Consider the following 12,810-nt stretch of genomic DNA (forward strand, 5'->3'; position numbering starts at 1 on the left):
ATGCCTATAATGTCCAAGCACATGGATTATATGATCAGTCCATATCCAATAAGAATTATTGATCCGAAGGTTGAATCCTCCAAGCTGAAGCTCAAGAATATAAGGGTGGGACAGGCAGGTCATCTGCCAGGAAGAACGTTATTCCGTTCAGGTGTAGTTTTTGAGCACTGGGCCATTGTTTACATAGTGTCAGGTAGTGGCTCCTACATGGAGATTGGGGGAAAAGAGCAGCAGGTGCGTGAAGGCAGCTTATACTTTTTTCGCCCAGGTTACAGTTATAACTTTGGTCCACCACCGGGAGGCAGCTGGGATGAGTATTATATTAACTTTAATGGCACGCGTGTATCCGAATGGCTGGAATCGGGCCTCATAGCCGGGGGAAATGTTTTTCAAGCCCAATCTATAGTAGGTCTTACTACCTTATTTGAAGAAGTGCTGGAACGGATGGAGAGCGGAGAACCTGTTGATGCGGATCGGGCAGCATTATTGCTCGAAAGAATGCTGCTGGAGTGTTCTTTTATAATAGAAGAAAAAAGTTGGAATTCTCAGGCTGATTATATGCGTCAGATTCGGGAAGACCTGAACTTATGCATTTATGGTGAAATGGACCTAGAACAAATAGCGGCAAAACATCATGTTTCGATGTCTACACTTCGTCGTCTTGTTCGACGCAGCAGTGGATACCCGCTTCATGAATATATTCACCGTCTAAAAATGGCGGAAGCCAAAAAGTTGCTTTTTAACACCTCATTACAAATTAAGGAAATTTCTAGTATGCTTCATTATAATGATCCGTTCTATTTTTCTCGTTTATTTAAAAAATATATGGGGATCGCACCCCAGCTTTGCCGGAATAACATTTAAATCGACATCCTCCTACTAGAGTCCCAACAGTAATTGTTATAATTTGTATAATTGTTGTCGTTTTATAAGATATGTTGAAAAATATGGATTAATATTACATAAATGTGTTAGTTCTTATTAACTATAGTGGATAAAATTCCAAATTTTAGTGATAAAACCTACTAAAAAAATAATAAATTTTTTGTAACTATTTTTCAAATGGAAGCGCAAACATGGGAAATGTCAACTTGTTATTGTGATTTTTCTCATGTATGATGCTTTTATCGAGCACAGTACAATCTCGCATTTTCCAAAAAACTGGAGAATAGGGTGGTGGGATGAAAATCAAACCAACTGCAGAAGACAAACTGATTGCGTATTACAGGTATTTTTCATTGTCCCTCACATCACTCATGTATCTTCTAGATAAGACGGGACCTTCCATAATTTATAAATCACTTATTATTGCTATACTTGTTGTGTTTGCACAAACGTTCTCATTTTGTTATCGAAGGCTATGCAGCAGACCAAAGACTCTCGTCCTGGCTGTTAGTATAGAGATGGTGGGAATTATCGCATTGACCTTGTTTACGGGTGGGTACGAAAGCTCTTTTAGGCTCTATGTGCTTAATCCTGTATTGATTGCTGCAGGCTCATTGTCCATTTATTTTGGATGGTCGTTGCTCTTAAGCTATATCAGTATTTTTGCGGTGCTCTGTTATTTTTTTATCAATTCTGCGAACAGAAATTTTTTAGAAATTGTATTTATAAATGGGAATCTGTTTCTAACACTGGTACTTACGGTTATAATAATGCAGATCGTTAATCGGATGAAGCGGCAACGTGAAGAATCGAATGCTCGCACGAAAGAGACGATGGAGCATATCAAATCCCTGTACCATATCGTGGAAACCTCAAGCCAACATGATTTCATGAATATCGGTCAAGTGATCACCGATTATGTTGTTAAGCTAACGAAGCTAGATAAGGCTTTGTTTTGGTTCGCCAAGAAAAGCGGAGAACCAGCTCCGCAGAGCAGGCAGACCGGCTGGCAGCAGGAAGAGGAACAGTTCCTATTCTCAGAACTGGGAAAACATGAGCATGAATGGAGATTGCAGCGAGAGCCTATTTTTAGAAATCTGCCGGGATTAGGCGATTTCCTGCTGATGCCTGTACGGATGAGCACCCGTTTTGTAGGGATGATTGGACTCAAGCTGGAGTCTACAGAGGGGCTGGAAGGCCGCAGATGGTATATTCAACAATTGATATTCTTATCTGAGCTAAGTGCGAATATTCTTGAAAGACATGAGCTTGGTGTGATCGAGAACCGGTTGATCATCACGAACGAACAGAACCGGATTGCGGATGAAATGCACGACAGTGTGTCGCAGAGCCTTTTTGGTATTGTGTATGCGACGCATTCGCTGAAGGAATCGTGGAAGAGAATGTCTGATCATGAGCTAGAAGAACAAATTGAGCTTATTCATGACTCTGCAACAAAGGTTGCCAAAGAACTGCGGATCACGATCTACAGTCTTAGCTCCAAGAAGAGTGGCGGTCCTACTTGGTTGGGCATGGTAAGATCACATTTGAAGAGCTTATCCAGATTAAATGATGTTGATATTGATTTAAAAATAACGGGCGATGATTTCAGTCTCCCTTATCCTTACCACAAGGCGCTTTTTCGGATTATCTCCGAAGCTACGGGTAATGCCATCAGGCATGGTGCTGCCAGTCGAGTGGATGTAGAACTGTCTCTGAAGCCGACTTGGATTCGATTATTGATTTGTGATAATGGTGTTGGTTTTGATACTGATTTGTTATGGATTGAATCTGAAGATAGTGTAAGCGGACTTGGCATGAAGAATATGCAATATTTGACCCAGTCGCTCGGTGGCGACTTTCAGTTGTCCAGTAATGAGAGCACAGGAACAAGAATTATGATTTCGATTCCTGTCGGTGTAGCTGAATTAAAGAATGCATAAACTTTAGGCGGGAGGTCGTTTCTGTGAAAATCGTCATTGTTGATGATCATCCTTTAGTTAGAAGAGGACTGGCATCTGTCATTTCGATGCAACCGAATGTGCAGTTTGCGGGTGAGGCGACGAATGGCCAAGAAGCGCTTCTTGTGATTGAGGAGACGCAGCCTGATCTCGTATTGATTGATCTTAAGCTAGCAGATGAATCGGGATTGGATGTCATCAAGACAGCGCGTGCTCGTGGTATCGTTAGTAAGTTCATTCTGTTGACGTCATCTGCAAGCAGAGAGGATTTCCTGAAGGCTGAAGAAGTACTGGTAGATGGATATGTACTGAAAGAGGCGTTGCCCGAGGAGTTACTGTTTGCTATCCAATTGGTGCACAAGGGAAGAAAGTATTATGATCCTGGTCTGATGGAAGATAAAATGCGCATGAGTGGAAGCAGCCCAACGGATGAATTAACACCCAAAGAAAAGGAAGTCCTGATCGAGCTGGGACAGGGCGCCTGCAATAGAGAAATTGCTTCACGTCTTTTCATTAGTGAATTTACGGTGAAGAAGCATGTCAGTCAGATTTTAGCTAAATTACAGGTGGCTGATCGTACTCAGGCAGCGCTTTATGCAAATGCTGTCGGATTAACCAAATATGAAATGTCTTACGAGTGAAAATTGAAATAATTCGTAAGCATAGTACATGAACACGGACAGGTTGTCCGTGTTTTTTTGTGCATTAAAACCTGAATTTGCCCTCGATATGGCACTAAAGTATACCTAATCCCCCTCTTAAGAGGTATAACGTCTTACTCCAAAGTGAAGAGGAAAGTGATGGTATGAGCCATGTGGCGAATGGTGTGGATTGATAGAATTAAAGCAACAACTGAAACTTTCATGAATGCTTTCAGAATGTAATTTTAGCGGAAGGAGGGTTACTGTGGAAAAGACGATTCTGGATTACATTAACCTGATTAAAAAAAGGTTTTGGCTCATCATGGTGTTCGTTTTGATCTCCTGTGCTACGACTTACTATGTTAGCAAAAACTTCGTTGAACCCGTCTATTCCGCTTCCGGACAGCTGCTTGTCAACAACATTGCCAAAGCTCCCGAGAGCAACAATCTTAACGATTTGAGCTTTAGCCTGAATTTAATTGAGAGTTACAAGGAAATTATGAAATCACCGACCATCATGAAAAGCGTAATAGAAAATCACCCGGAGTTTGGTCTCACGGCCGATGAACTAAGCCAGAAGCTTGAGATTAAAACTTCAGAGAAGAGTCAGGTGATCAACCTCAATGTTCAGGATGAAAGCTACAGCAAAGCTGCCGGGATCGTAAATGCGGTATCGCAGACATTCATTCGTGAATTGCCATCGCTGATGAGGGTAGACAATGTTACCTTGCTGACACCGGCCGATCCGACTGATGTTCCAGGGCCCTCGAACGGCGGGTTTGCGATGAATCTCATCATCAGCTTTGTTGTATCACTTATGGCTGCCCTAGGAATTATTTTGCTGATGGAAACACTTAACGGCACATTAAGGTCTGAAAAGGAAGCGGAATATGACCTTGGTCTTCCGGTAATTGCTTCGATAGCAACCATTCGTAAACGTGATTTAGGTAAGGCGGCAGGCAACACCAGAGTGAAGGAGGGTGCTTATGTTGCGGCTAAATAAGAGTCTGGTTACAGACGTTAATCCATCCTCGCATATCTCCGAATCGTTCCGATCACTGCGCACATATATACGTCAGCTTGGACTAGCACAGGGCGGCGGAGGAAAAGTGCTGCTCTTTACGTCAGCAGAAGCTGGAGCAGGCAAGACGACAATATTGTCGAATCTCGCGGTCTCTTTCGTCCAGGATGGCAAGAAGGTAGCGGTGGTTGACTGCAATCTGAGACATCCCGGTCTTCATACCGTGTTTGAAGTAGAGGGGAGTGACGGGCTTGCGGCTTATTTAAGTGGGCAAGAGGAAGCAGATAACATCGCTGTCCTCGGAAACTTAGCCAATCTTTCAGTCATCCCGGCGGGAAAAACTCATGTTAGTCCGCCGGATTTGCTAGGCAACCCCAAAATGACCGCTTTGCTTGAGGAACTAAAAGAAAACTACGATCTGATCCTGCTGGATTCTCCTTCGGCAGTCGATTTCAGTGATGCTCGTATATTGGCACCTCAAGCGGACGGCGTGATTCTGGTGGCCAGATATGGAAAGTCCAAACGGGAATCGATTCGCAAAGCGAAGACGCTGCTTGAACAAACCGGCTCTAATCTAATCGGAATTGCCATGAACCAGGCGAAGTAAATGTTTATGCTTTCGAAGTGTTTTTTGCTCGAAGTGAAATCATTGAAGCTAATGCTCACAAAACTTAAGTTTATGCTTTCGAAGTGAGTTTTGTACGAAGTGAAATCTTTGAAGCTAATGCTCACAAAACTTTTAGGAGGTAAAGTGCGATGAAAAAGGTGAAAAAAGTAATCATACCCGCGGCAGGACTAGGTACGCGCTTTCTTCCTGCAACGAAAGCCATGCCTAAAGAAATGCTTCCGATTATCAATAAACCAACCATTCAATACATTGTTGAGGAAGCTATTGCTTCCGGTATTGAAGATATCATCATTGTTACTGGTAAAGGTAAAAGAGCCATTGAAGATCATTTTGACAATGCGTTTGAGCTGGAGTCTAGGCTTCTGGAAGATGGAAAGCTGGATCTGCTTAAAGAGGTTCAGCGTTCAGCCAAGGTAGAAATTCACTATATCCGCCAGAAGGAACCAAAGGGTCTAGGGCATGCGGTATGGTGTGCAAGACGGTTTATCGGAGACGAGCCATTCGGTGTCATGTTAGGCGATGATATCGTCACAGGAGCCGTACCTTGCCTTAAGCAGCTGATTGATCAATATGAAGAAACACAAAACTCGGTTATCGGAGTTCAAGAAATTCCTGATGAATTCACGAATCGCTACGGTATTATTGAACCGGATTTGCAGGACGGTAAATTGTATCGGGTTAACAATTTTGTAGAGAAGCCGCCACTAGGTACGGCACCTTCCAATCTGGCGATCATGGGTCGTTATGTGTTTACTCCGAAGATCTTTAAGTATCTCGATTTGATGGAAGAAGGCGCCGGCGGAGAGATCCAGTTGACAGATGCCATTCAGAAGCTGAATCAGAGTGAACGGGTATATGCCTATAATTTTGACGGAACAAGATATGATGTCGGCGAGCGGCTTGGATATATTTTGACAACACTTGAATTTGCACTGCAAAGCGAAGATTTGCGCTATCCGGTGATGGATGCAATGTCGGAATGGCTGAATAAAATGGGACAAACCAGCTTGAGTAGTTAAGTTGAGTTCGCAAAATTTTAGATGAGGAGGATGAGCATGCAAAAACTGCCGGAAGACTACGAGGCGGTCCTGCCGAAAATTTACATGCTGCATACCGATGAGAGAAGAAAAGAAGCAGAGTCCTATTTGATAATGAAACGGATGATCGATATCTTTTTTTCCGCTCTTGGTCTTCTCGTGTTAATGCCATTATTTGTTGTCGTGGCGATTCTGATCAAGCTGGAGGATCCGAAAGGAAAGGTGTTCTTTCGGCAAAACCGGGTTGGGAAGAATGAAAAGCAATTCCCGATGTATAAGTTCAGATCCATGGTTAGTAACGCTGAGGAGTTAAAAGAAAACCTGATGGCCTATAACGAAGTGAGCGGTGCCATGTTCAAGATTAAGAACGATCCGCGGATCACACAGATAGGGAGATTCCTGCGCAAGACGAGCATCGATGAGCTACCTCAGCTGTGGAATGTGCTGATAGGTCAAATGAGTTTGGTTGGTCCTCGTCCTCCGCTGCCAGAAGAGGTGGCTCAGTATACGGAATATGACAAACAGCGTTTGACGGTTACACCAGGCTGTACCGGATATTGGCAAGTGAATGCCCGAAACAGTGTCGGCTTCGACGAAATGGTACAGCTGGACTTAACCTACATCCATATTCGGAGCACCATGCTGGATCTAAAAATCATTGCTAAAACCGGACTGATGTTACTCGGTTCAAAAGATGCTTATTAATAATGTGGAAATTAGGTGAATGCCGATGCGTGAATACGGAGACGTTCCTAAGCTTTCCATTATCATCTGTACCTACAACAGAGCACCTTTATTGATCAAGACGCTTCAGTCACTTTTAAAGCTGGATCACTTAGAGCAGGCGGAGATCATTGTTGTGGATAACTGTTCCAAGGATGATACTGAAGCTTGCGTCAAAAAGTTTATAGGAAAGCATGGAGCTGATGTGGATATCCGCTACATGATGGAGCCGATGCAGGGGCTTTCAGCGGCTAGAAATACAGGAATTCTGGCTTCCAAATCGCCGCTGATTGCCTTTCTCGATGATGATGCGATACCTTGCCAGCGTTGGATAACAACGATTGTCAGTACTTTCGAGAGTAAACCGGAGGTCATGGCTATGGGAGGCAAAATCGCTCCGATATTTGAAAGTAAACGTCCGGACTGGTTGATTAAACCCTTTGAGCTTCCGTACACGATTGTTGATTTAGGTAGCCGGATTAAGGAATATCCCAAGCAACTTCATCCTTGTGGGGCCAATATGGCGATGCGGAAGCTCGTATTCGACATCAGTCTTTTTCCCCTGGATCTCGGAAGAAAGGGTGATTCTCTGCTCTCCGGTGAAGAGACCTGGTTATTCGGACAGATTCAAAAAGAAGGGCATTCCATCCTCTACCATCCGGAAATGGCGGTTGACCATTTCGTTCCGGCGGCCCGCTTGACGGAAGACTGGATTATGAGGCGCTATTATAGCCAAGGTATCTCTAACGCTATGAAAAGCGAAGGACTAAAAGGCAAGCTGCTTCTAGTGGGAAAGACAGCCGCTAAGCTCGTGTATATCCTGGCTGATTCTATCCTCTCAAGAAGCAAAGGAAGAAGGCTTTTGAACAAATGCAGGCTGGAGAGTATTCGTGGAACGCTTCATATGATTCTCAATCGGGAGAGGCATTCCGCAGCGGGGTGAGGGATTAACATGACAAATTTTGAGTGGGGCTCCAAATTAAATGTTTTGCCATACGGGATGCTCTATCTCATGTCGGCCCTGTTCTTTGGAACGGCGGTCATCTACCAGCCGATGATTGCGATAGCTGCCGTGCTTCTGATTATTTTGCTGGGAATCTCGATTTCACGGCCTGAACTGATCAGTTATTTCGTTCTAATCACAACGGCAATATCGATTAACTTTTTATATGATGGCAGCATGTTCGGAATGGAGATACTGTCCCTTTATAAATTGGTTATCGTGATGCTGCTTGTTCCTTGTATTCTGGTCAATGGCTTGCGGTTTCGTCTGAGTCACCCCTTGTGGGCAATGGTGGCGCTGCTGGTGATTACCTTTGGATCTTCGATCTGGCTGCCGGAAATGACCTCATCCATTGCAGTTAAAGCTTTTATCGGTCTATCCATTCCATTCGTATTTTTATTAATTAACTGGAAAAAGAATGTAGCCGAGCTGCAAATCAAAATTATCTGTATGCTTCCTCTTGTTAGTGTAGTGGTTGGTTTGTTGCTGCAGCTTGCGCATGTTCATAATTTTCTCAACATCGAGTATACAGGCGCTGTACGGATTCAGGGGGCTAATATTCCTGCGCATCTAGCGATGCTGGCCTTTATGGGAGTAGCGATTCCATTTATTGAGGTGAAGCGGAATCCGCAGCAAGCACGCTTTTTCTATATCATGTTAGTTCTGAATTTCTTTATCTTGATTGGAACAGGAACAAGAGGGCCTATCTTGGCACTTGGACTTACCGTTCTCTACTACTTCTATGATATTCTTCGCCAATATTTGAAGGGCAGAACCTATCTGCTAATTCCGTTGATGGGTGCATTTTTCCTGATTATGGTCGCTGTTTTCTGGCAGCTTGATAATTTTGAGAAACGTTCCTTTGAGAGACAGACAGATACGGCTGTTGATTTATCAGGAAGGTCGGAGGCATGGGAGTATTTCTTAAATAAGGCTGCGGACTCTCCTTGGTCTGGTAGAGGGCTTGGAGCAGTGACGGTAGCAAATGATGGAACGTTGTATAAGGGTTTTGTAGTTCCGCACAACGAGTATATCCGCTTTTACTTCGATGGGGGATATATTGGCGCTATTCTGTTGATGTTCTCTTTATTGGCTGTATTTATTCTGGTGTACAGAGCATTGGCTCCGCCGATCAAACCTTATTATCTGTTATTTATTGCAGCGTTTTTAATCTACTCATTCTCCGATAACACGTTGTCGACGGTCCAATTTATTATTCCGTTCTGTTGGTACCTGAACTGCCTGTATCGATCTTCACAGCCAACCGATTCCCCACAAAAAGAAGTGATACGATGAGTCAAGTGAATATGTTCGATGTCAATTTTGATAACTATGATTTCATGGATTTGCTTGATTACATTGATAAAACCATTCAGGAGAGGAATCAGTCTTATATTCTCACTTGTAATGTAGATCATGTGATCAAGCTTCGTAAGGATAAAGAATTTCAAACGGTATATTCGAAGGCAGGCGCAGTTGTTGCTGACGGAATGCCACTGATCTGGGCATCCAAAATGCTAGGTAAGCCGCTTAAGCAGAAGGTATCCGGCGCGGATCTATTTAATCGATTGGGCAACGCCTTTGAGCAAAGGAAGTACCGGCTGTTCTTCTTAGGCTCAGCTGAAGGCGTGGCGGAACGGGCAGCAATGAATTTGAAAACAGCGCATCCCGGAATAAATGTGGTTGGCTGTTATTCTCCATCCTATGGATTCGAGCACAATGAGGAGGAGAATGAACGCATTATAGAAATGCTGACAGAGTGCCAGCCAGATATCGTGTTTGTTGGTGTAGGAGCGCCTAAGCAGGAAAAGTGGATTTATCGCCACTATACCTCTTATCAAGCTCCGATATCGATCGGAGTGGGAGCGACCTTTGATTTTCTGTCAGGCTCAGTGAAACGAGCACCTAGCTTCATGCAAAAAACAGGGTTCGAATGGTTCTGGCGGCTTAGCCAGGAGCCCGGCCGGCTCTGGAAAAGATATCTTGTGGACGATGCACAATTTCTACTTTTATTACTTAAGGAACTGCGTAAGCGGGATAAGGTGAAGGAAGGAGGCTTGGAATGAGTGTATTTACGCCCCCATCACTTAGGTTCATCAAGACAGCTGGATTAATAGGGGGGACTGCTGCTGTAGGTGTCTCTCTTCCGCTGATCATTGGCTTCTCCAGTGCGATGCTGAGTTCATCGAACAGTCTGCAGGGAGCCATTCTCTCAGCCATCCTATTCCCGGCTTTCTTGTTAGCCATACTTAGACCGAAAATGCTGGTTGCTTATACCTTGCTAATCTGGGCCTTAGCTCCAGAGCTGCGCCGCATTGCTGACTGGTCAGAAGGAGTTTATCACTCTGTATCCTTGCTGAGCTTAGCTCCCTTGTTAACCGGTGTAACCTTGATCATTCCGCTGCTGAAGGAGATTCATAATATTCAAAAAGCCTCCACGCGGATCATGTTAATGTTCGCAGTTGCGCTGGGTTATGGTGCTTTAATCGGTTTGGCTAAGAATGGCATGGGCTCAGTTTATGACTTAGCGAATTATATTGTGCCACTGCTGTTATTGCCGTACTTTGCCGTCACGAAGTTCAAGCCGAAGGATATCGATCGATTGCTTACTGCTTTTGCCAATATTGCAGTCCTAGTTGCCATTTACGGGATTGTTCAGTATTTGACAGTGCCACCTTGGGATGTGTTCTGGATGAAACATGCGGACATGATGTCCATCGGAAATCCATATCCATTGGAAATCCGAGTGTTCTCTACGCTGAATTCGCCCGGACCGGCAGCAACATTCTTAGCGTTTGCTTTAGTTCCGATGATACTGGAGAAAAAATGGCGGGGAACATTGCGCTGGATCGGCGTTCTGCTAGTTGTAATTTGCCTGCTGACTACTTTAGTACGTGCGGCATGGCTGATACTTCTGGTGATGCTGCTCATGTACATTGGAACCTCTCCTTCTAAGGGAAAGTGGAAAACCTTGATCCAATTAGTTTTTGTGGCTGCTGCGTTGTTCTGGGTTGTGCCGAAATTGCCTGGCGCCGAAGGACTGGTTGCTCGGGTAGAGACACTATCTTCTGTTCAGGAAGATCACTCTTATAATGAACGGCTAAGCTTATGGCAAAACATGCTGCCGATGGTCGCCGCCAATCCAGTAGGTCAGGGAATTGGTAGTGTAGGCCAAGGGACTAAGCTTGGTAATGACGGCGAGCTTGGAGAGTACGGAATTATGGATAACGGAGTTATCGCTTTACTGCTTACCTTTGGTGTTCTGGGTGCTGTGTTCTTCTTCGGAGCTTTAGGCGCAGTTGTCAAACAGATATTCGCTAGAGTAATCAGCAGGGACCAATTGCAGCCCTACGCCCGACTTGCGTTAGCTACTTGGACCGGTGCGATTGTCAGTCTAGTTTCAGATAATGGGTTTCCCGGACTCAAGGGATACTTAATCTGGATGCTGATCGGTCTTGGCCTCAGCGCAAGGGAGATTACTCAAAGTAGAAGGAAGGGAACACCGTATGCAGCAGTTGAATGCAAAATCTCTCCCCGCTAGAACAATCTGGTCATCTTTTAGACTGTTCGCCAAGAGCAAGGACAACAGCTCGGCAGCCGTAAAAACTATGTTTGTCAGTGTCATGATCCTATTGATTAACATGTTAACTGGTGTACTGACCGCCCGTTATCTTGGACCGACAGGTCGTGGGGAACAGACGGCGATGATTAACTGGTCACAGTTTCTGGCGTTTAGCATGAGCTTTGGCATTCCTTCAGCTCTCATCTATAACGCTAAGAAAAACCCGGAGGATGCCGGAGTGCTTTATCGTATGGCGTTGCTGCTCGGTACCATTTTTGGGGTCATAGCGATGATTATAGGTATCGTGGTCTTACCTTATTGGCTGAAGTCATTCAGTCCGGAGGTCGTGACCTTTGCTCAGTGGTCTATGATTCTGTGTCCGATTATAGCGATCTCTCAAATTAACAATGCAGCTTTTCAATTCAGAGGAGAATACAAGAGATTTAACTGGATTCGCTATCTAGTGCCATTGCTTACACTGACGATGATCGGGATATTGATCGCGCTGGATCAGATGAATCCTTTTACAACTGCAGTTGCCTATCTCCTTCCGGGGGCGCCGCTGTTTATCGGAATGACGATTTCCTTGCTTCGCACCTATAAGGTGAAGATGAGAGGGGCCTATCAGAATTTAAAAAGATTGTTCACTTACGGGCTGGGTTCCTACGGCAATGACTTGCTTGGCAATTTCTCTACCTATATCGATCAGATCGTAATTGCCGGTTTGTTAAGACCTGCTGATTTGGGACTGTATGTAGTGGCTGTGAGTCTATCGCGGATGGTTAATTTTTTCTCAAGTTCGATTACGATCGTCTTGTTTCCTAAGGCTTCTGAGCTGTCAAAAGAACAGGCAGTTGAGTTAACATTCAAAGCCTTTCGAATAAGTACGACCTTCACCATGCTTGGCGGAGTAGTTCTGATGCTCTTAGCCCCTTTAGTAATTCCGTTGATGTACGGCAAAGACTTCAATGCGGCATTAACCGTGTTTCGTTTGTTGCTCCTTGAAGTGACTATTAGCGGGGGGACGATCATTCTGGCGCAGGCCTTTATGGCGCTAGGCAAGCCGAAAATTGTTTCGATGCTTCAAGGTTTTGGCTTACTCTTGGTTATCCCAATGTTGTTCCTGCTCATCCCTAAATTTGGCTTACTCGGAGCAGGGATAGCGATGTTGTCATCAGCAATCCTGCGATTTTTCTTCATTGTTCTCAATATAAAGTACACCTTAAAAGTTAAACTTCCGCGGCTGCTTATTACCCGGGAGGACATTCAGTGGATGAAGACGACGATGAATTCTTACATTCGCAAGAAACCTATGGATATGAATGGATAATGCGAAAGATAAAGGAGGA

Annotated in this window: 12 protein-coding genes; all 12 read left to right on the forward strand. The window is 44.4% G+C overall.

Features of this window, described 5'->3' with window-relative positions:
• Positions 1-9 precede the first annotated feature (9 nt).
• The gene (locus NYE35_RS04960; protein ID WP_038568894.1) at positions 10-864 is read left to right on the forward strand and encodes a helix-turn-helix transcriptional regulator; all 855 of its coding nucleotides are present in this window, start codon (positions 10-12) and stop codon (positions 862-864) included.
• 317 nt (positions 865-1,181) lie between these two features.
• On the forward strand, positions 1,182-2,828 hold the full coding sequence (locus NYE35_RS04965) for a sensor histidine kinase (RefSeq protein ID WP_341120283.1): 1,647 nt from the start codon (positions 1,182-1,184) through the stop codon (positions 2,826-2,828).
• A gap of 23 nt (positions 2,829-2,851) precedes the next feature.
• Positions 2,852-3,487, forward strand: a complete 636-nt coding sequence (locus NYE35_RS04970) for a response regulator (protein WP_036676623.1) — start codon at positions 2,852-2,854, stop codon at positions 3,485-3,487.
• Positions 3,488-3,752: 265 nt separating this feature from the next.
• Positions 3,753-4,490, forward strand: coding sequence for a YveK family protein (locus NYE35_RS04975; RefSeq protein ID WP_076179881.1), 738 nt, complete (start codon positions 3,753-3,755; stop codon positions 4,488-4,490).
• The gene (locus NYE35_RS04980; protein ID WP_036676617.1) at positions 4,474-5,115 is read left to right on the forward strand and encodes a CpsD/CapB family tyrosine-protein kinase; all 642 of its coding nucleotides are present in this window, start codon (positions 4,474-4,476) and stop codon (positions 5,113-5,115) included. The genes NYE35_RS04975 and NYE35_RS04980 overlap by 17 nt, the downstream gene beginning before the upstream one ends.
• A 149-nt stretch (positions 5,116-5,264) precedes the next feature.
• Positions 5,265-6,155: a UTP--glucose-1-phosphate uridylyltransferase GalU gene (galU, locus tag NYE35_RS04985; RefSeq protein ID WP_036676615.1), complete on the forward strand. Its 891-nt coding sequence runs from the start codon at positions 5,265-5,267 to the stop codon at positions 6,153-6,155.
• A gap of 30 nt (positions 6,156-6,185) precedes the next feature.
• Positions 6,186-6,878, forward strand: coding sequence for a sugar transferase (locus NYE35_RS04990; RefSeq protein ID WP_036676612.1), 693 nt, complete (start codon positions 6,186-6,188; stop codon positions 6,876-6,878).
• 25 nt (positions 6,879-6,903) lie between these two features.
• Positions 6,904-7,839 (forward strand): glycosyltransferase, encoded by a 936-nt coding sequence (locus tag NYE35_RS04995; RefSeq protein WP_036676610.1) that lies wholly within the window; start codon positions 6,904-6,906, stop codon positions 7,837-7,839.
• A gap of 9 nt (positions 7,840-7,848) precedes the next feature.
• Positions 7,849-9,195 (forward strand): O-antigen ligase family protein, encoded by a 1,347-nt coding sequence (locus NYE35_RS05000; protein ID WP_036676609.1) that lies wholly within the window; start codon positions 7,849-7,851, stop codon positions 9,193-9,195.
• On the forward strand, positions 9,192-9,965 hold the full coding sequence (locus NYE35_RS05005) for a WecB/TagA/CpsF family glycosyltransferase (protein ID WP_036676606.1): 774 nt from the start codon (positions 9,192-9,194) through the stop codon (positions 9,963-9,965). Before NYE35_RS05000 ends, NYE35_RS05005 begins: the two co-directional genes overlap by 4 nt.
• Positions 9,962-11,440 (forward strand): O-antigen ligase family protein, encoded by a 1,479-nt coding sequence (locus tag NYE35_RS05010; RefSeq protein WP_076316976.1) that lies wholly within the window; start codon positions 9,962-9,964, stop codon positions 11,438-11,440. The genes NYE35_RS05005 and NYE35_RS05010 overlap by 4 nt, the downstream gene beginning before the upstream one ends.
• Complete coding sequence (locus tag NYE35_RS05015; protein WP_036676601.1) at positions 11,406-12,791, forward strand: oligosaccharide flippase family protein; 1,386 nt, start codon at positions 11,406-11,408, stop codon at positions 12,789-12,791. Before NYE35_RS05010 ends, NYE35_RS05015 begins: the two co-directional genes overlap by 35 nt.
• The last annotated feature ends 19 nt before the right edge of the window (positions 12,792-12,810 follow it).

The sequence above is a fragment of the Paenibacillus sp. FSL L8-0494 genome (assembly GCF_038003695.1).
Taxonomy (GTDB): domain Bacteria; phylum Bacillota; class Bacilli; order Paenibacillales; family Paenibacillaceae; genus Paenibacillus_AQ; species Paenibacillus_AQ odorifer.

Bases quoted from the DNA above. Each gene is read 5' to 3' on its own strand.
- NYE35_RS04980 (WP_036676617.1), top strand. From the start codon at position 4,474: ATGTTGCGGCTAAATAAGAGTCTGGTTACAGACGTTAATCCATCCTCG.
- galU (WP_036676615.1), top strand. From the start codon at position 5,265: ATGAAAAAGGTGAAAAAAGTAATCATACCCGCGGCAGGACTAGGTACG.
- NYE35_RS05010 (WP_076316976.1), top strand. From the start codon at position 9,962: ATGAGTGTATTTACGCCCCCATCACTTAGGTTCATCAAGACAGCTGGA.
- NYE35_RS04990 (WP_036676612.1), top strand. From the start codon at position 6,186: ATGAGCATGCAAAAACTGCCGGAAGACTACGAGGCGGTCCTGCCGAAA.
- NYE35_RS05005 (WP_036676606.1), top strand. From the start codon at position 9,192: ATGAGTCAAGTGAATATGTTCGATGTCAATTTTGATAACTATGATTTC.
- NYE35_RS04995 (WP_036676610.1), top strand. From the start codon at position 6,904: ATGCGTGAATACGGAGACGTTCCTAAGCTTTCCATTATCATCTGTACC.
- NYE35_RS04965 (WP_341120283.1), top strand. From the start codon at position 1,182: ATGAAAATCAAACCAACTGCAGAAGACAAACTGATTGCGTATTACAGG.
- NYE35_RS05015 (WP_036676601.1), top strand. From the start codon at position 11,406: ATGCAGCAGTTGAATGCAAAATCTCTCCCCGCTAGAACAATCTGGTCA.
- NYE35_RS04960 (WP_038568894.1), top strand. From the start codon at position 10: ATGTCCAAGCACATGGATTATATGATCAGTCCATATCCAATAAGAATT.
- NYE35_RS05000 (WP_036676609.1), top strand. From the start codon at position 7,849: ATGACAAATTTTGAGTGGGGCTCCAAATTAAATGTTTTGCCATACGGG.